General features: G+C 63.1%; 15 protein-coding genes and 1 pseudogene. 9 read left to right on the forward strand and 7 right to left on the reverse strand.

Translation table 11 applies throughout. The annotated features are described in order from the left end of the window. The first annotated feature begins 112 nt into the window (after positions 1-112). The 7 genes and pseudogenes from scpA to bioB all read left to right on the forward strand — a co-directional run bounded on the left by scpA (position 113) and on the right by bioB (position 9,728). The gene (scpA, locus tag AAFF19_RS13225; protein WP_182119548.1) at positions 113-2,284 is read left to right on the forward strand and encodes a methylmalonyl-CoA mutase; all 2,172 of its coding nucleotides are present in this window, start codon (positions 113-115) and stop codon (positions 2,282-2,284) included. 161 nt (positions 2,285-2,445) lie between these two features. Further along, positions 2,446-2,655, forward strand: a pseudogene (locus AAFF19_RS13230) (GIY-YIG nuclease family protein); the annotation flags it as partial. A gap of 174 nt (positions 2,656-2,829) precedes the next feature. Next, on the forward strand, positions 2,830-3,861 hold the full coding sequence (meaB, locus tag AAFF19_RS13235) for a methylmalonyl Co-A mutase-associated GTPase MeaB (RefSeq protein ID WP_220459074.1): 1,032 nt from the start codon (positions 2,830-2,832) through the stop codon (positions 3,859-3,861). Positions 3,862-3,896: 35 nt separating this feature from the next. After that, the gene (locus tag AAFF19_RS13240) at positions 3,897-5,429 is read left to right on the forward strand and encodes an acyl-CoA carboxylase subunit beta (RefSeq protein WP_010458871.1); all 1,533 of its coding nucleotides are present in this window, start codon (positions 3,897-3,899) and stop codon (positions 5,427-5,429) included. A 155-nt stretch (positions 5,430-5,584) separates the two neighbouring features. Further along, a complete protein-coding gene (locus tag AAFF19_RS13245) occupies positions 5,585-7,633 on the forward strand; it encodes an acetyl/propionyl/methylcrotonyl-CoA carboxylase subunit alpha (RefSeq protein ID WP_182119546.1) in 2,049 nt (682 codons plus the stop codon). 128 nt (positions 7,634-7,761) lie between these two features. Then, on the forward strand, positions 7,762-8,232 hold the full coding sequence (locus AAFF19_RS13250) for a VOC family protein (RefSeq protein WP_342720319.1): 471 nt from the start codon (positions 7,762-7,764) through the stop codon (positions 8,230-8,232). 434 nt (positions 8,233-8,666) lie between these two features. After that, entirely contained in the window at positions 8,667-9,728 is a 1,062-nt protein-coding gene (gene bioB / locus AAFF19_RS13255; RefSeq protein WP_008904863.1) for a biotin synthase BioB, read from the forward strand. Between the two features lie 46 nt (positions 9,729-9,774). Here the strand turns inward: bioB and AAFF19_RS13260 are convergent, their stop codons facing one another. From AAFF19_RS13260 to AAFF19_RS13290, 7 genes are all read right to left on the reverse strand, one after another. Next, the gene (locus AAFF19_RS13260; protein ID WP_342720321.1) at positions 9,775-10,938 is read right to left on the reverse strand and encodes a two-component system response regulator; all 1,164 of its coding nucleotides are present in this window, start codon (positions 10,936-10,938) and stop codon (positions 9,775-9,777) included. Further along, positions 10,931-14,032, reverse strand: a complete 3,102-nt coding sequence (locus AAFF19_RS13265) for a response regulator (RefSeq protein WP_342720322.1) — start codon at positions 14,030-14,032, stop codon at positions 10,931-10,933. Before AAFF19_RS13265 ends, AAFF19_RS13260 begins: the two co-directional genes overlap by 8 nt. 29 nt (positions 14,033-14,061) lie before the next feature. Continuing rightward, positions 14,062-14,592, reverse strand: coding sequence for a molybdopterin-dependent oxidoreductase (locus tag AAFF19_RS13270; protein WP_085942548.1), 531 nt, complete (start codon positions 14,590-14,592; stop codon positions 14,062-14,064). A gap of 137 nt (positions 14,593-14,729) precedes the next feature. Continuing rightward, positions 14,730-15,089 (reverse strand): carboxymuconolactone decarboxylase family protein, encoded by a 360-nt coding sequence (locus AAFF19_RS13275; RefSeq protein WP_182119542.1) that lies wholly within the window; start codon positions 15,087-15,089, stop codon positions 14,730-14,732. Between the two features lie 64 nt (positions 15,090-15,153). Then, on the reverse strand, positions 15,154-15,345 hold the full coding sequence (locus AAFF19_RS13280; RefSeq protein WP_008904868.1) for a DUF2892 domain-containing protein: 192 nt from the start codon (positions 15,343-15,345) through the stop codon (positions 15,154-15,156). A gap of 86 nt (positions 15,346-15,431) precedes the next feature. After that, on the reverse strand, positions 15,432-15,812 hold the full coding sequence (locus tag AAFF19_RS13285; RefSeq protein WP_008904869.1) for a rhodanese-like domain-containing protein: 381 nt from the start codon (positions 15,810-15,812) through the stop codon (positions 15,432-15,434). 30 nt (positions 15,813-15,842) lie between these two features. Then, complete coding sequence (locus tag AAFF19_RS13290; RefSeq protein WP_342720323.1) at positions 15,843-16,703, reverse strand: MBL fold metallo-hydrolase; 861 nt, start codon at positions 16,701-16,703, stop codon at positions 15,843-15,845. 100 nt (positions 16,704-16,803) lie between these two features. On the opposite strand from AAFF19_RS13290, the gene AAFF19_RS13295 reads away from it, so the two are divergent. Continuing rightward, complete coding sequence (locus tag AAFF19_RS13295; protein WP_342720324.1) at positions 16,804-17,139, forward strand: metalloregulator ArsR/SmtB family transcription factor; 336 nt, start codon at positions 16,804-16,806, stop codon at positions 17,137-17,139. Further along, on the forward strand, positions 17,133-17,564 hold the full coding sequence (locus AAFF19_RS13300) for a YeeE/YedE family protein (RefSeq protein WP_182119539.1): 432 nt from the start codon (positions 17,133-17,135) through the stop codon (positions 17,562-17,564). Before AAFF19_RS13295 ends, AAFF19_RS13300 begins: the two co-directional genes overlap by 7 nt. The last annotated feature ends 17 nt before the right edge of the window (positions 17,565-17,581 follow it).

A 17,581-nucleotide genomic window follows, 5' to 3' on the forward strand; every position in this document is an offset into this window, starting at 1 on the left:
GAAGAATATTTTGAATCAATAATTATGAATGATGTAAACTCGCCGCCACATCGGGATTAGCCCGAGCGCCGTTCTGCGCCCACACACCGCCATCTTCGGAGAAGCCCTTGCCATGAGTGACAACGCCCCCAAAACCGCCCCCGAATTCGCCGCGTCTTCGCTGGAAGCCTGGGCCAAGGCCGCAGCCAAGTCGGCGCCGGGTGGCGATGTCAATGCCCTCAACTGGGTCACGCCCGATGGCATCACCGTCAAGCCGCTGTACACCGCCGAAGACACGGCCAGCCTGCCGTACGCCAACACGCTGCCGGGTTTTGAACCCTACCTGCGCGGCCCCCAGGCCACCATGTATGCCGTGCGGCCCTGGACGATTCGCCAGTACGCAGGTTTTTCGACAGCTGAAGAATCCAACGCCTTCTACCGCAAGGCACTGGCTGCGGGCGGGCAGGGCGTGTCTGTAGCCTTCGACCTGGCCACCCACCGGGGTTACGACAGCGACCACCCCCGCGTGACGGGCGACGTGGGCAAGGCCGGGGTGGCGATCGACTCGGTCGAGGACATGAAGATCCTGTTCGACCAGATCCCGCTCGATAAGGTCAGCGTATCGATGACCATGAACGGCGCCGTGCTGCCCGTTCTGGCGGGCTATGTGGTGGCGGCGGAAGAGCAGGGCGTCTCGCAAGAAAAGCTCAGCGGAACCATTCAGAACGACATTCTGAAAGAGTTCATGGTGCGCAACACCTACATCTACCCGCCCAAGCCGTCGATGAAGATCATTGGCGACATCATCGAGTACACGGCCAAGAACATGCCGAAGTTCAACTCGATCTCGATCAGCGGCTACCACATGCAGGAAGCCGGGGCCAACCAGGCGCTGGAGCTGGCCTTCACCCTGGCCGACGGCAAGGAATATGTGAAGACCGCCATCGACAAGGGCATGGACGTGGACGAGTTCGCCGGGCGCCTGAGTTTCTTCTGGGCGATTGGCATGAACTTCTATCTCGAAGTGGCCAAGATGCGCGCCGCCCGCCTGCTGTGGTGCCGCATCATGAAAGCCACGGGCGCCAAGAACCCCAAGAGCCTCATGCTGCGCACGCACTGCCAGACCTCGGGCTGGAGCCTCACCGAGCAGGACCCCTACAACAACGTGGTGCGCACCACCATCGAGGCCATGGCCGCCGTGTTTGGCGGCACGCAAAGCCTGCACACCAACAGCTTTGACGAAGCCATTGCGCTGCCCACCGAGTTCAGTTCGCGCATTGCGCGCAACACGCAGCTCATCATCCAGGAAGAGACCCACATCACCAACGTGATCGACCCCTGGGCCGGCAGCTACATGATGGAAAAGCTGACCCAGGACATGGCCGACGCCGCCTGGAAGATCATCGAAGAGGTCGAGGCCATGGGCGGCATGACCCAGGCCGTGGACAGCGGCTGGGCCAAGCTCAAGATCGAAGCCGCCGCCGCCGAGAAGCAGGCACGCATCGACAGCGGCAAGGACGTGATCGTCGGCGTGAACAAATACAAGCTCAAGAAGGAAGACCCGGTCGACATCCTGCAAATCGACAACATGAAGGTGCGCGACGGCCAGATTGAGCGCCTGAAGAATATTCGGGGAAAACGCGACCCAGCGCTTGTCCAGCAAGCGCTGGATGCTCTCACTTCTGCAGCAGAAAGCGGCGAAGGCAATCTGCTGGACCTGTCGATCAAAGCCGTGCGCCTGCGTGCCACTGTGGGAGAGATCAGCGATGCGCTGGAGAAGGTTTTTGGGCGCCACCGCGCCGATACGCAAAAGGTGACCGGTGTGTACGCAGCAGCCTATGACTCGGCCGAAGGCTGGGACAAACTCAAGACCGAAATCAACGCCTTTGCCGAAGAACAAGGCCGCCGCCCCCGCGTGATGATCGCCAAGCTGGGCCAGGACGGCCACGACCGGGGCGCCAAGGTGGTGGCCACCGCGTTTGCCGACCTGGGGTTTGACGTAGACATGGGCCCGCTCTTCCAGACCCCTGAGGAATGTGCCCGCCAGGCGATTGAAAACGACGTGCACGCCGTGGGCGTGAGCACGCTGGCGGCGGGCCACAAGACACTGGTGCCCGCCATCATCCAGTCGCTCAAGGACCAGGGTGCGGACGACATCATCGTGTTCGTGGGCGGGGTGATTCCGGCGCAGGACTATGACTTCTTGTACGAGTCGGGCGTCAAGGGCGTGTACGGCCCCGGCACACCCATTCCCGCCAGCGCCAAGGATGTGCTGGAGCAGATTCGCAAGGCGGTGGCTGCGTGATGGAACTCATTGCCATAACCCCAACCGTTCGGGCTGAGCTTGTCGAAGCCGGGGCACTGACCTGTGTGGGCCTTCGACAGGCTCAGGCTGAACGGTCGTGGCTGGTTCGGGCTGAAGAGTTTGATGCAATCAAGGGCCCGATCCAATTCAACGCTTGAAACATGCGCCCGTTTTACGTTTACATCCTGCGCTGCGCCGACGGTTCTTACTACGTCGGCCACACCGATGACATGGAGCTGCGCATGCAGCAGCATCAAAACGGTGACGTGGGCTACACAGCGCTGCGAAAGCCCATAGAGCTTCTCTGGCAAGGTGAGTTTGAGACCCGCGAGGGCGCGCTGGCTTTCGAGCTGCAGGTCAAGGGCTGGTCGCGGGCTAAGAAGGAAGCATTGATGGCGGGGGATTGGGAACGAGTGCAAGAGTTGGCGCAGTCGCGCGGAAAATCCACCAGTGCACCCCGGCTTCGACAGGCTCAGCCCGAACGGGTGGGGAGAGACGAAGCCAGCACACCCCCAGCCGTTCGGGCTGAGCCTGTCGAAGCCGGGGTGAAAACTGTCCCAAACGTGCTCCAAGGAATCATTGGCCAGCCCGGCACTCTCCAGCGCCGCGCTATGTCCAAAGCCATCACCCTGCTCGAATCGACGCGGGTGGACCATCGCGCCCAGGCCGACGAGCTGCTGACCCAGCTGCTCCCGCACACCGGCAAGGCCTTCCGCCTCGGTATCAGCGGCGTGCCCGGCGTGGGCAAGTCCACCTTCATCGAAGCACTGGGCCTGTACCTGATCGGCCAGGGCCACCGCGTGGCCGTGCTCACCATCGACCCCTCCAGCACCGTCTCGGGCGGCTCCATCCTGGGCGACAAGACGCGCATGGAACACCTGTCGGTGCACGAAAAGGCGTACATCCGCCCCAGCCCGTCCAGCGGCACGCTGGGCGGCGTGGCCGAGAAGACGCGTGAAGCCATGCTGGTCTGCGAAGCCGCAGGCTACGACGTGGTCATCGTCGAGACCGTGGGCGTGGGCCAGAGCGAGATTGCGGTGGCAGGCATGACGGACATGTTCGTGCTGATGCAGCTGCCCAACGCGGGCGACGACCTGCAGGCCATCAAGAAGGGCGTGATGGAGATTGCCGATCTGGTCGTCATCAACAAGGCCGACATCGACAAGAACGCCGCAACACGGGCCGAGGCGCAGATCACATCGAGCCTGCGCCTGCTCAGCCAACACGGCAATCCGGAAAACGCCCACCACGACGAAACGCTGTGGCACCCGAAGGTGGTGCAAATCAGCGCGCTGCTGGGGCAGGGCGTAAACAGCTTCTGGGCCGCCGTCACGCAGTTCCGCCAGCTGCAAACCGCCAACGGACGCCTGGCCACGCGGCGCGAGAAGCAGGCGCTGTCTTGGATGTGGGAGCGCATCGACGCAGGCCTCAAGCTCGCGTTTCGCCAGCATCCGCAGGTGCGTGAGCTGCTGCCCCAGATGCAGGCCGATGTGGCCGCAGGACGCATTGCGGCATCGACTGCAGCAAGAAATCTACTGCTAGCGCAATCCCATCAAGCGCTGGCAGCTATCAAATGAATAGTAGATACCAACCCATTCACCAAAGGACGACCATGCAAGACATCCTGGATCAACTGGAGAAAAAGCGTGCGCTGGCACGCTTGGGCGGCGGGCAAAAGCGCATCGATGCGCAGCACGCCAAGGGCAAGCTCACCGCGCGCGAGCGCATCGAGCTGCTGCTGGACGACGGCACGTTCGAGGAATGGGACATGTTCGTCGAGCACCGCTGCACCGACTTTGGCATGGAAGACAACAAGATCCCCGGTGATGGCGTGGTGACCGGCTACGGAATGATCAACGGCCGCCTGGTGTTCGTGTTCAGCCAGGACTTCACGGTGTTTGGCGGCGCACTCAGCGAAACGCACGCCGAGAAGATCTGCAAGGTGATGGACCAGGCCATGAAGGTCGGCGCACCGGTCATCGGCCTGAACGACTCGGGCGGCGCCCGCATCCAGGAAGGCGTGGCGTCGCTGGGCGGCTATGCCGATGTGTTCCAGAAGAACGTGCTCGCCAGCGGCGTGATTCCGCAGATCAGCATGATCATGGGCCCGAGCGCCGGTGGCGCCGTGTACTCGCCCGCCATGACGGACTTCATCTTCATGGTGAAGGACAGCTCGTACATGTTCGTGACCGGCCCCGAAGTGGTGAAGACCGTGACCCACGAAGAAGTCACCGCCGAGGAACTGGGCGGCGCCGTGACCCACACCACCAAGAGCGGCGTGGCCGACATGGCGTTTGAGAACGACGTGGAGGCGCTGATGATGCTGCGCCGCCTGTACAACTACCTGCCGCTCAACAACCGCGAAAAAGCCCCGGTGCGCCCCAGCAACGACCCGGCCGATCGCATGGACCGGAGCCTGGACACCCTGGTGCCCGAGAACCCCAACAAGCCGTACGACATGAAGGAGCTGATCCTCAAGACGGTGGACGACGGGGACTTCTTTGAGCTGCAGCCCGAATACGCCAAGAACATCCTGATCGGCTTTGCCCGCATGGAAGGCCAGACCGTGGGCATCGTGGCCAACCAGCCGCTGGTGCTGGCGGGCTGCCTGGACATCAAGTCGAGCATCAAGGCCGCGCGTTTTGTGCGCTTCTGCGATGCGTTCAACATCCCGGTGGTCACGTTTGTGGACGTACCCGGCTTCATGCCCGGCACCAGCCAGGAGTACGGCGGCATCATCAAGCACGGCGCCAAGCTGCTGTACGCATATGCCGAGTGCACCGTGCCCAAGATCACCGTCATCACCCGCAAGGCCTACGGCGGCGCGTACGACGTGATGAGCTCCAAGCACCTGCGCGGCGACGTGAACCTGGCCTGGCCCAACGCCGAGATCGCGGTGATGGGCGCCAAGGGCGCGGTGGAAATCATCTTCCGCGAAGACAAGAACGACCCGGTGAAGCTGGCCGCGCGTGAGGCGGAATACAAGCAGCGCTTTGCCAACCCGTTTGTGGCCGGTGCACGCGGCTTTATCGACGACGTGATCCTGCCGCACGAGACGCGCAAGCGCATCTGCCGGTCGTTGGTGATGCTGCGCGACAAAAAGCTCGAAAACCCATGGCGCAAGCACGGCAACATCCCCCTTTGAGCGGCACTGCCACAGCCCTTGGGGCGTCGTTGCCGGACCTTGTCGTAGCGCTGCTACTGCCTGCGGTCCGGCGCCTAGCCCCAACCGCTGCGCTGGGCTGTGCCAGCACCTAACCCAATACGTTTCGGGTAAGAGCCCTTGGAAAGAGACACAACATGTTCACCAAAATCCTGATTGCGAATCGCGGCGAGATTGCTTGCCGGGTCATCGCTACCGCCAAAAAGATGGGCATCGCCACCGTCGCCGTCTACTCCGACGCCGACAAGGAAGCCCGCCACGTCAAGCTGGCCGACGAGGCCGTGCACATTGGCGCCGCGCCCTCGCGCGAGTCCTACCTCCTGGCCGACAAGATCATTGCGGCCTGCAAGCAGACTGGCGCACAGGCCGTGCACCCCGGCTATGGCTTCCTCTCCGAAAACGAGGCCTTTGCCAAACGCTGCGAGGATGAAGGCATTGCGTTCATCGGCCCCAAGGCGCATTCGATTGCGGCCATGGGCGACAAGATCGCGTCCAAGAAGCTGGCCAACGAGGCCAAGGTCAACACGATTCCTGGCTACAACGATGCCATCGCGGGCCCCGAGCAAGCGGTGGAGATTGCCAAGGGCATTGGCTACCCCGTGATGATCAAGGCCTCGGCCGGGGGCGGCGGCAAGGGCCTGCGCGTGGCGTTCAACGACAAGGAAGCGTTTGAAGGCTTTGCCAGCTGCCAGAACGAGGCCCGCAACAGCTTTGGCGACGACCGCATCTTCATCGAGAAGTTTGTGCAGGAGCCGCGCCACATCGAGATCCAGGTGCTGGGCGACAGCCACGGCAACGTGATCTACCTGAACGAGCGCGAGTGCTCCATCCAGCGCCGCCATCAGAAGGTGATCGAAGAGGCACCATCGCCCTTCATCAGCGATGCCACCCGCAAGGCCATGGGTGAGCAGGCGGTGCAACTGGCCAAGGCCGTGAAGTACCAGAGCGCGGGCACGGTGGAGTTTGTGGTCGGCAAGGACCAGGACTTCTACTTCCTGGAGATGAACACCCGCCTGCAGGTGGAGCACCCGGTGACCGAGTGCATCACCGGCCTGGACCTGGTGGAGCTGATGATCCGCGTGGCGGCGGGCGAGAAGCTGCCGTTGACACAAGCCGATGTGAAGCGCGACGGCTGGGCCATTGAGTGCCGCGTCAATGCTGAAGACCCGTTCCGCAATTTCCTTCCGTCCACCGGCCGTCTGGTGCGCTTTCAGCCGCCAGAGGAATCAATGTTCCAGTCCGATACGACCAAAAAATGGGGCGTGCGGGTGGACACGGGCGTGTATGAGGGCGGCGAGATCCCCATGTACTACGACTCGATGATTGCCAAGCTCATCGTGCACGGCACCGACCGCAACGATGCGATTGCCAAGATGCGCGCGGCGCTCAACGGGTTTGTGATTCGTGGCATCAGCAGCAACATCCCGTTCCAGGCCGCGCTGCTGGCGCACCCCAAGTTTGTGACGGGCGATTTCAACACCGGCTTCATCGCCGAGAACTACGGCAAGGGCTTCCACGCCGAAGACGTGCCGCACAGCGACCCGCTGTTCCTGGTGGCGCTGGCGGCTTTCATGCACCGCCGCTACCGCGCACGCGCCTCGGGCATCAGCGGTCAGCTGGCCGGGCATGAGGTGAAGGTGGGCGAGCAGTTTGTGGTGGTCACGCTGGGCGCCGAAGGGCAGAACCAGCACCACGAAGTCACGGTGTCTGACTTTGAAGACAAATCGGGCTCCAGCGCCGTACTGGTGGGCGGTACCAGCTATCAGATCAGTAGCAACGCCACGCTGGGCCAGATTCGCGTGCAGGGCGCCTGCAACGGCCAGGGCTTTACGGCCCAGGTGGAACGCGGTGTGGGCAAGAACCCGCTGGCGCTGCGCATTGCGCACAACGGTACGCAGATCGACGCGCTGGTGCTGTCGCCGCTGGGCGCGCGTCTGCACAAGCTGATGCCCTTCAAGGCGCCGCCCGATCTGTCCAAATTCCTGCTCTCGCCCATGCCGGGCCTGCTGGTCGATGTGGCGGTTCAGCCTGGCCAGAAGGTGCAGGCAGGTGAAAAGCTGGCAGTGATCGAGGCCATGAAGATGGAGAACATCCTCTTTGCCGCGCAGGACGGCGTGGTGGGCAAGATCACGGCGGGCAAGGGCGAATCACTCTCGGTGGACCAGATCATTCTGGAATTCCAGTGATCTGCCGCCAGGTTCGCTGACCTGTTGTCGCTAACCCATCCAGAGGGGCTTTGCGCCCCTTTTTTTAGCCTTTTTGGCCTCTGGCGCTTGAGGAGTAAGCGCTGGCAGCTATCAAATATGGAGCATTCATGAGCACGACCCAACGCCCCTTCAAAGTGCTGGGCATCCAGCAGGTCGCCATTGGCGGCACCGACAAGCAACGCATGAAGACCTTGTGGGTGGACATGCTGGGCCTGGAACAGACCGGCACCTTCCAGAGCGAACGTGAGAACGTCGATGAAGACATCCTGGCCATGGGCAAGGGCGCCTTCAGGGTGGAGGTGGACATCATGCAGCCGCTGGACATCGACAAGAAGCCCGCCGTGCACAACACGCCGCTCAACCACATTGGCCTGTGGATCGATAACCTGCCCAGGGCGGTGGAATGGCTCACTGCCAAGGGCGTGCGCTTTGCGTCTGGCGGCATCCGCAAGGGGGCTGCGGGGTATGACATCACCTTCTTGCACCCCAAGAGCAACGACGAGTTTCCGATTGCAGGCGAAGGCGTGCTGATCGAACTGGTGCAGGCCCCGGCGGACGTCATTGCCGCCCTGGGCTGAGTGTTCTGCTACACTTTGTCCGGCCAGCGCGCTTCAAGCCCCTCGGCAACAGCGCTTATCTCCCGACGGGGGCAGCTCACTAGCGCAGCAGTTAACTTCAGATGTCAGCTAGTTGCCAACGGGTGGTGCGTGCTGGCAGGCAGCGACATGCAATGGCCGCCAAATTTCTGGAAATGCCCGTCTTCTGCGCGCAAAAAAATTTGTACTTCCGAGCCGTTACGCCCGCCGTTTTGTTGGCGCTTTTTGTGACCCCGCAGCGTGCGTTTGTGCCGTTTTCTCCTCCAGAATCCGCCCCAGCCGCTGCGCACCCAGCCCGAACCCCATGGCGCGGCTGGCGCGTGCCGATGAACGATGACTAAGTAAGCAACCCTGGCCCACCGCTGGCATCCCGCCGCTGCAGGGCCAATGCCTTGACTGTTGAAGGAACCCACCCGATGTCCGCCACCATGGCTCCAGCCGCTCCCGCCACCGTACAGACCACGCAACCGGTTCAGTTGCACCGCCGCAACCCAGCCCCCGCGGCCCAAGGCCCCTGGTCGGTAGAGGCCATCCAGGCGCTACTCGACAAGCCCCTGATGGACCTGCTGTTCGAAGCGCAAACCGTGCACCGCCAGCACTGGCCCGCAGGCGACATCGAACTGGCGACGCTGCTTTCCGTCAAGACCGGCGGCTGCCCTGAAAACTGCGGCTACTGCCCGCAGGCGGCCGAGTTCGACACGGGCGTAAAGGCTGAAAAGCTGATGGAGGTGGACGAGGTAGTACGCGCAGCCCAGGCCGCCAAGGACGCGGGCGCAACGCGGTTTTGCATGGGCGCCGCCTGGCGTGCGCCCAAGGACCGCGACATCGAAAAAGTCAGCGCCTTGATTGGCGCGGTGAAAGGCCTGGGCCTGCAGACCTGCGCCACGCTGGGCATGCTCGAGTCGCACCAGGCGCAGGCGCTCAAAGATGCGGGCCTGGACTACTACAACCACAACCTGGACACGGCCCCCGAGTACTACACCGACGTGGTGAGCACCCGTGCCTACCAGGACCGGCTGGACACGCTGCAGAACGTGCGCGATGCCGGTATCAGCGTGTGCTGCGGCGGCATTGTGGGCATGGGCGAGGCGCCCGTGCACCGCGCAGGCCTGATTGCGCAGCTGGCCAACCTTCAGCCCTATCCGGAATCGGTGCCCATTAACAGCCTGGTGCGCGTGCCGGGCACACCGCTGGCGGACAGCGAACCCATCGACCCGTTCGACTTTGTGCGCGTGATTGCGGTGGCCCGTATCACCATGCCCAAGGCGCGCGTGCGCCTGTCGGCAGGCCGCCAGCAATTGGGCGAGGCCGTACAGGCCTTGTGCTTCCTGGCCGGGGCCAACTCGATTTTTTACGGCGACAAGCTGCTGGTGACCGGCAACCCTGACGTGGACGCCGACGTGCAACTGCTTGCCAAGCTGGGGCTGAATGGCCACCGCACCGCGAGCACAGAGGCTGGCCCCACGCACTGCGCCTGACGCCACCCCGTAAAAAGGCAGCGGCACTGCCTGTGCGGCGCCCGAGTCACTGGGGCTCTGCAGGAAGACCGGCGGCCAGGCGGTCCAGCTGCGCCAGCCGGGTGGGTTCCGCATCGGCAAACCGCTGCGCGATGCGCCTGAATTCTTCCGACAGGGTCAGGAAGGCATCGACGATGTCCGGGTCGAAATGGCTGCCCCTGCCATCGGTGATGATTTCAACGGCTTTTTCGTGCGAGTACGCGGGTTTGTAGACGCGCTCCGAGATGAGCGCGTCATACACATCGGCCACCGCCATCAGACGCGCTGACAGCGGGATGGTGTTGCCGGCCAGGCCCTCTGGGTAGCCCGAGCCATCCCATTTCTCCTGGTGACTGTAGGCAATCTCCTTGGCGTAGCGGAAGAACGGGTTGTCCTGCGTGGTGCCGGTTTCGGCCGCAATGATGGCGTCGCGCCCCAGGGTGGTGTGCGTCTTCATGATCTCGAACTCTTCCGGCGTCAGCTTGCCGGGCTTGAGCAGGATGCGGTCGGGGATGCCCACCTTGCCAATGTCATGCAGCGGGGCCGACTTGAAGATGGTTTCGATGGCCGTGTCGGTGAGTTCGGGTTGGAATCGCGGGTGGTTTTGCAGGTGGCGGGCCAGGGCTTCCATGTAGTGCTGCGTGCGCCGGATGTGGTTGCCCGTTTCGTTGTCACGCGTTTCCGCGAGAGATGCCATCGCGCGGATGGTGGCATCCTGCAGCTCGGCCATGGCGCGTGTGCGGTTGGCCACCTCCTGCTCCAGAAACTGGTTGTGCTGTGCCAGAAAATCCCGTGCGCGCTTGAGCTGCAGGTGGTTGCGCACCCGCGCCATCACGATCGCGGGGTTGATGGGCTTGGTGATGTAGTCCACCGCGCCCAGCTCCAGGCCGATGCTTTCGTCCTCGGCAGCACTCATGGCGGTGAGGAAGATCACGGGGATGTCTTCCGTCTCGGGGTTGAACTGCAGGCGCCGCAGCACTTCATAGCCGTCCATGTCCGGCATCATGATGTCCAGCAGGATGAGGTCGGGCTTGCTCTCGCCTGCCACGATCTGCAACGCGCGCTCTCCGCCGGGGGCCAGTTTGACCTTGTAGTCCGTGCGCAGCAGGTCGCTCATCAACGACAGGTTGTCGGGCGTATCGTCAACGACCAGCACCGTGCATCGCCCGCTGGGCGCGAAAGGGCTATTCATGGTGGGGCTCCTTATTGTTGCGAATGTCTGTCGGGGCCGTCTGGCGCAGTGCAGCCAGGGCTTCCAGGAAATCGTAGCTGTCGAGCGCGCGTTTGATCTGGCCGTATGCAGGCCCCAGGTGCGCGTGCAGAGGGCTTGCAGATTCTTTGAAGAGCTCGATGGCATCGGAGACGTCCTCCGCCAGCAAGGCGGCGAGCCGGTCCACCAGCTGTTGCGCCGCTGCAGCGTCCACCGGCATGCCGTCGCTCGCACCGCCAGGGGGCGTTGCCTCCTCCGCGGGCAGGGCAGCCTGCAAAGCAGCCACCAATGCATTGCATGCTGCTTCGACAGGGCGGAGCACCGAGTCCACTTCATCGATGGGCAAGTTTTGCACTATGGCCTCTTCGGCCTTTTGCGCCTGGGCAGCCAGGGCCGTTGCGCCAATGGTGCCTGCGGTGCCTTTGAGGGTGTGCATGGCACGCAGTGCGTCCGGCTGCTGGCCGGCGGCCAGTGCAGCGCGGGTGGTCTGCACGGCATTCGCCTGCCCGTGGATGAACTTGCGCAAAAGGCTCTCGTAGGCAATGCGTTTGCCCAGCACACGCCGCAGTCCGGCTGATACGTCGAGTCCGTCAATCTGCCGCAGGGCATCATCGGGTGCAGGATCGGGAGCAGTTTCGGAATTGGGGTGGCGCGGGCCAGAGGATTCATTTGGAACATCACCAATGGCATGCGCTCGACCAGCCTGGTCGAGGTCCCCACCAGCGTTGCCTGTGGCGCGCGGCCGGATCCACTGCAGCAGGGTGGCAAAAAGTGCATCCGGGTCGATGGGTTTGGCCAGGTGGCCGTTCATGCCCGCTGCAATGCACAGGTCGCGGTCGTGGCTCATGGCGTTGGCGGTCATCGCCAGCACGGGCAGGTCCGCCCAGGCAGGGTTCTGGCGCAGGTGCCGTGTAGCAGTCAGGCCATCCATCACGGGCATCTGCATGTCCATCAGCACCAGGTCATAGGAGGTTTGGGCCAGCATGTCGAGCGCCACCTGCCCGTTGTGGGCCACGTCCACCGCCAGGCCCGCGCCGCTCAGCAGTTCGGCGCCCACCTGCTGGTTCAGGTCGTTGTCGTCCACCTGCAGCACGCGGGCCCCCGCGATGGCCGACAGATGTGTAGCGTGGCGTGGCGCGTGCGCCGCGCGTCCGTCGGCCGACCGGGCCTGCCCCCCTAGTGCCTGCATGGCGGCGTCAAACATGGCAGAGGGGCTGACAGGCTTGGACAGCATCAGCGTGAGCCCGGCACGCTGCAGCTCGTCTTGCACATCGTCGCGCCCGGCCGCCGTGACGATGATGGTGTGGGGCGGGCGCTGCAGGCTGGCCAGCGCGCGGTGGGTGTCAAACCCGTCCATTCCCGGCATCATCCAGTCGAGAAACGCGAGCTCGCAGGGGCGCCCGGCCTGTTCGGCGGCCCGCGCCAGGGCAACCGCCTCCTTGCCAGACGATGCCGTGGTGACCGTAAAGCTCATGCGGGTCAGCATTTCACCCAGGATATGCCGTGCCTGCTCGCTGTCATCCACCACCAGCACATGCCGCCCCCGCAGGTCGGGGGTGGGCAGCAGCGGTGCATGGTGCGCGGTACCCAGGCCCAGACGGGCGGTGAACCAGAAGGTGCTGCCCACACCGGCCTGGCTTTGCACTCCCACCTCGCCCCCCATGAGCCCGGCGAGCTTCCTGGAGATTGCCAGGCCCAGGCCGGTGCCGCCGTATTTGCGGGTGGTGGACGTGTCGGCCTGTTCGAACGACCTAAATAGCCGCGATTGCTGCTCTGACGTGAGGCCTATTCCCGTATCCTGGACCTCGAACCGCAGGAGGACGCCGGTGTCGTCGCGCACGGTTTCGGTCACCCGCACGATGATCTCGCCGCGCTCGGTGAACTTGACCGCATTGTTGGCGTAGTTCACCAGGATCTGCCCCAGCCGCAGCGGATCGCCGCGCAAGTGGTCGGGAAGGGCAGGGTCTACGTCGAAGAGCAGCTCCAGGCCTTTGTGGGCGCACTTTTCGCTGACCAGATTGGCCACGTTGTCCAGCACGCCGCGCAGGTCAAAGTCCACCACTTCCACTTCCAGTTTGCCTGCTTCGATCTTGCTGAAGTCCAGGATGTCGTTGATCAGGCCGAGCAGGTGCTGGCCCGAGCGCTGGATTTTTTCTACATAGTCTCGCTGGCGTGGGGTGAGGTCAGTGGCGAGGGCCAGGTGGCTCATGCCGATCACCGCGTTCATGGGGGTGCGTATTTCGTGGCTCATATTGGCCAGGAAGTCCGATTTCATCTGCGAGGCATCTTCGGCGCGGGCGCGGGCAATCTCCAGTTCGTCTTCGTGCTCGCGCAGGGCGGTGTTCACCTTCTGCAGCTCCAGGGTGCGCTCGGCCACCCTGGCTTCCAGGGCCTCTTCGTTGCGTTTGAGGGCTTCCACCAGCTCGTTTTGCGCGGCCAGCGCCTGGGACGCGGCCTTCTCGCGCTGCAGAAACTGCCGTGCCATCGCAAACGCCAGAAGAAAGGTGAGCAGCGCCTGGAACACGGTGAGCCCGGTGGTCAACAGTGTCTGGCGCTTAACCTCGGCGTTGCGTGAATCGCCCAGCATGGCCGACACGCGTGAGGCGTCGAGAGAAAGCTCCTGCACAGTCTCGCGAAGGGCGTCCAGTTCGGTGCGCAAGAGCCGCATGTTCTCAAGGCTGGAGGCTGCATCCACGCTGGCGCCGAAGTAGCTGTCGCCCGCGGCCACGAACCGCTGCAGTGCCGACAGGGCCTTGTCGTAGATCGGCTCCTCCTGCATCAGCGTGCGGGACGTGCCGCTCTCCAATGCACTGAAGCGGCTCAAAAACAGGTCATACCGCAGCTCCAGCCTGTCCAGGGTGATGCTGGCCGGGTCCAGCTCGAAATGGTGCAGCGCATGGTCCAGCTTTTCGTATTCGACGTTGAGTTGCAGGAAGGACCAGAGCGCATTTACATCGCCGCGTCGCATCACCGCCTCTACGTTGCGGTACTGGCTGTATTGCACAGCCGCAATCGCAAGATACGCGAACACCAGTCCCGTAACAATCAGCGGCAGGATGTGTTTGCTGCGCAGCATGATGGGGATAGGTGGGGAGGAGCCAGGCGTTACCGGATGCGTAGCGCGTTGAGCTGCCAGGCTGCCCGGTTGTAGTAAAGCTCGCTGCGCAGCTCTGCCTTGGTGTCAAAGGGGTAGACGATGAAAAGCGGGCCTTTTTCGCGGATGCGCATGGGCCGGTTGTTCATGAGCCGGGCGACGATGACATCGTGTCGCGTTGCGTCTTCCGCCGGTATCTCTGTCCTGTAGTCGTTCAGGGCCACGGCCGTGATCCTGGTGCCCTGTGCGCCCACGGCGGCCAGTACGTCGCGCAGCAAGGGCCCGGTGAACGTGACTGCGTTCGGGTACCAGGGTGTCTGGGTGGTGAAACTGTGCTGGGGCAATTTTTCCAGCATCTGCATGTCGAACTGCGCCTGGGCGCCGACATTGGTCTGGCTGATAGCCCCTTCAACAGTGAGTACGACGGGCCCGCCCGGCTTGTCCAGCGCGTGTGCGCCCAAGCCGATGAACGCCGCCAAAAACGCTGCGGATCGGCACGCCCCGCCGGCAACCGCGCGTATCCCCGAAAGACGAGCAGACATGGCGCCCCCTTTTTTTGCAACAGTCTCATGGACTGGTGCTCAAAATGTAAACCGATTTGCGGTGGGGCGCAGAGCTTTACGGTTGCTGATGTCAGTGAGGGGCGGGGCCGCTCAGATGGGGCGTTGGCCAGGGTCGGTCAGTTGCCGCCGCTGGCCGCGGCCATGGTGTCCCACGCCTTCAGCGTCTCCGCTGCGTACATGAGTGCAGGGCCCCCGCCCATGTAAACACAGACGGCCAGCATTTCCTCCAGCTCACTGCGGGTGGCGCCCAGTTTTTGCAGTGCCTTGACATGAAAGCCGATGCAGCCGGAGCACCGCTGTGTGACGCCGATGGCCAGTGCAATCAGCTCCTTGTGCTTGGCGCTCAGTGTACCCTCTGCCATGGACGCTTGTGCGAGCTGGGCAAAACCCCGCATGGCATCCGGCTGCGCCTTGCGGAAAGGTGCCAAGCTTTCATTGATGCCTTGGATCAGGCCTGCGTGATCAAACGTACTCATCGAAGGGGTCCTTCCTCGAACGTTGCAGGGGCATGCACGCATTGGCGCAATGCCTTCGGGTGATTCATTTCTTCATGGGGCAGGTGTTGACGCCCAACAAGGTATAGGCCGGGCAAAATCGAAACAGGCCGGTGGCCAGGGGCACCACGCCCAGCCATCCCCACCAGCCGACAGTGCCCGTGGCTGCCAGTGCTATCAGGACCAGCCCTGCCACGACGCGCAGCGCGCGATCCAACGTTCCAACATTGACTTTCATGATGACTCCTTGGGTTAATTTACCGGCCCCATGTGGGGCCCCTGTTTGACCTGGGCAGTAGGTGCGGCATGCACGCACTGCACAGGTCAATCGAAAGCCGGAGATTCCGGCACCACGACGGGCTTGCCGGCCGCGAGCCAAGCGTCAAAGCCGCCGGCGATGGACTGCACCTGGAGGTAGCCCATATCGTGCATGGCGCGCGCCGCCAGCGCAGCTCGCCCGCTGGTTTTGCAATACACCACCACCTTCAGGTCGCGCGGGGTGAGTGCGGGCGTGCTGCTGAGTTTGAACTCCAGCACACCGCGTGAGGCATGGATTGCGCCGGGGATGTGTCCCGCCTGGTATTCATCGGCTTCCCGGACATCGATCAACACGTCGGCTGCACGAATGGCTTGCTCGGCCTCGTCCACCGGGGTTTCCTGGATCTGGGCTTTGGCTGCAGCGACAAGGTCATGGGCAGTTTTCATGGCGTGGTCCTTGGATTGGATTTGAGCGTGTCACAGCGCGTTGACGGGAATCTTGAGATAAGTCACGCCATTGGCTTCCGGTGGCGGCATTTCTCCCGCCCTGATGTTGACCTGCACCGAGGGCAGGATGAGCACGGGCATCTCCAGCGTTGCATCGCGCTGGGTGCGCAGTGCCACGAAAGCCTCCTCGCTCACTCCGTCGTGGATGTGGATGTTCCTGGCACGCTGGTCCGCAACAGTGGTTTGCCAAGCCACGGGGCGCCCTGCGGGAGGGTAGTCGTGGCACATGAACAGGCGGGTTTCATCCGGCAGGCAGAGCAATTTGCGCACTGACTGGTACAGCGTATGGGCATTGCCGCCGGGAAAGTCGCAGCGCGCGGTGCCCACGTCGGGCATGAAGAGGGTGTCTCCCACAAACACAGCGTCGCCCACCTGGTAGGCCATGCAGGCGGGCGTGTGACCGGGCACTGCCAGCGCCTGGGCCTCCAGCTGGCCGATGTGGAAGACCTCGTTGTCGTGCAGCAGCTGGTCGAACTGGCTGCCATCGGGGTGGAACCCGGGCTCCAGATGAAACACCTTCTTGAACACGTCCTGCACCTGGGTGATGGACGCACCAATGGCGATTTTTCCACCCAACTTGTCGCGAAGGTAGTGTGCGGCCGACAGATGGTCTGCGTGGGCATGGGTTTCCAGAATCCATTGCACTGTCAGCCCCTGACTTTGCACGAACTCCACGATCTTGTCGGCAGACCGTGTGCGGGTGCGGCCCGACTTCGGGTCGTAGTCCAGCACGGAATCCACCACCGCGCAGTGGCCGCCAGACCGATCGAACACCACATAACTTACCGTCCAGGTGGAGTCATCAAAGAAGGCTTCTATCTGGGGTTTCATCGAAGGGCTCCGTATTTAATTTCGATGTTTATAGTTTATTGACGTATAGATTGTTAGTCAATAGAATATCAACATCGAATTTGAAAAGGAGCGCGCCACCATGCACGCAGAAGCACAAATGGACCTGGAAGCGTTGCGCAGGTCCGCCGACAGCGCTTGCCGCTTGATGAAGGTTTTGTCCAACCCCGACCGCCTGCTGCTGCTGTGTCAGCTGACCCAGGGTGAAAAGCGGGTGGGTGAACTGGAAGAACTGGTGGGCATTTCCCAGCCCACCTTGTCGCAGCAACTGGGCGTATTGCGCGATGAGGCACTCGTCAACACCCGACGCGAGGGCAAAAACATCTATTACGAGATCGCCAGTCCCCAGGCCCTGGCGGTGATGAACGTGCTGTTTGAACAATTTTGTGGCCCCGCCCAGGAGAGCGCACCATGCTGATCGATTGGACCCATTTCACCCCCTGGGCTGCCCTTGCGGGCGGCGTTTTGCTGGGGCTTGCCTCGGCGCTTTTTGTGCTCCTCAATGGTCGCATTCTGGGCATCAGCGGCATTGTGGGAGGGCTGCTGCGCCCCCGCGATGGTGACATTGGCTGGCGCGTGGCTTGTGTACTGGGCATGCTGGTGGCTCCTGGCCTCTACTGGCTGGTGATCGGCCCCACGCAGCCGCGCATTGACGCGACCTGGGCCATGGTGGTGATCGCCGGCCTGCTGGTGGGTGTCGGCACCCGTTACGGATCGGGCTGCACGAGCGGCCACGGCGTGTGCGGGCTCTCGCGCATGTCTCCCCGGTCCCTGGTCGCCACCCTGGCCTTCATGGGTGCCGGGTTCGTCACCGTCTTCCTCATCCGGCACGTGCTGGCCTGACCTCCCATCCCATCGGA

This window comes from Acidovorax sp. FHTAMBA (assembly GCF_038958875.1).
Lineage (GTDB): Bacteria > Pseudomonadota > Gammaproteobacteria > Burkholderiales > Burkholderiaceae_C > Acidovorax.

Excerpts from the sequence above, each read along its gene's own strand:
- AAFF19_RS13290 (WP_342720323.1), bottom strand. The coding sequence starts at position 16,703 with ATGAAACCCCAGATAGAAGCCTTCTTTGATGACTCCACCTGGACGGTA.
- AAFF19_RS13240 (WP_010458871.1), top strand. The coding sequence starts at position 3,897 with ATGCAAGACATCCTGGATCAACTGGAGAAAAAGCGTGCGCTGGCACGC.
- AAFF19_RS13295 (WP_342720324.1), top strand. The coding sequence starts at position 16,804 with ATGCACGCAGAAGCACAAATGGACCTGGAAGCGTTGCGCAGGTCCGCC.
- AAFF19_RS13260 (WP_342720321.1), bottom strand. The coding sequence starts at position 10,938 with ATGAATAGCCCTTTCGCGCCCAGCGGGCGATGCACGGTGCTGGTCGTT.
- AAFF19_RS13270 (WP_085942548.1), bottom strand. The coding sequence starts at position 14,592 with ATGTCTGCTCGTCTTTCGGGGATACGCGCGGTTGCCGGCGGGGCGTGC.
- AAFF19_RS13275 (WP_182119542.1), bottom strand. The coding sequence starts at position 15,089 with ATGAGTACGTTTGATCACGCAGGCCTGATCCAAGGCATCAATGAAAGC.
- scpA (WP_182119548.1), top strand. The coding sequence starts at position 113 with ATGAGTGACAACGCCCCCAAAACCGCCCCCGAATTCGCCGCGTCTTCG.
- bioB (WP_008904863.1), top strand. The coding sequence starts at position 8,667 with ATGTCCGCCACCATGGCTCCAGCCGCTCCCGCCACCGTACAGACCACG.
- AAFF19_RS13285 (WP_008904869.1), bottom strand. The coding sequence starts at position 15,812 with ATGAAAACTGCCCATGACCTTGTCGCTGCAGCCAAAGCCCAGATCCAG.
- AAFF19_RS13280 (WP_008904868.1), bottom strand. The coding sequence starts at position 15,345 with ATGAAAGTCAATGTTGGAACGTTGGATCGCGCGCTGCGCGTCGTGGCA.
- AAFF19_RS13250 (WP_342720319.1), top strand. The coding sequence starts at position 7,762 with ATGAGCACGACCCAACGCCCCTTCAAAGTGCTGGGCATCCAGCAGGTC.
- AAFF19_RS13300 (WP_182119539.1), top strand. The coding sequence starts at position 17,133 with ATGCTGATCGATTGGACCCATTTCACCCCCTGGGCTGCCCTTGCGGGC.
- AAFF19_RS13265 (WP_342720322.1), bottom strand. The coding sequence starts at position 14,032 with ATGCTGCGCAGCAAACACATCCTGCCGCTGATTGTTACGGGACTGGTG.
- AAFF19_RS13245 (WP_182119546.1), top strand. The coding sequence starts at position 5,585 with ATGTTCACCAAAATCCTGATTGCGAATCGCGGCGAGATTGCTTGCCGG.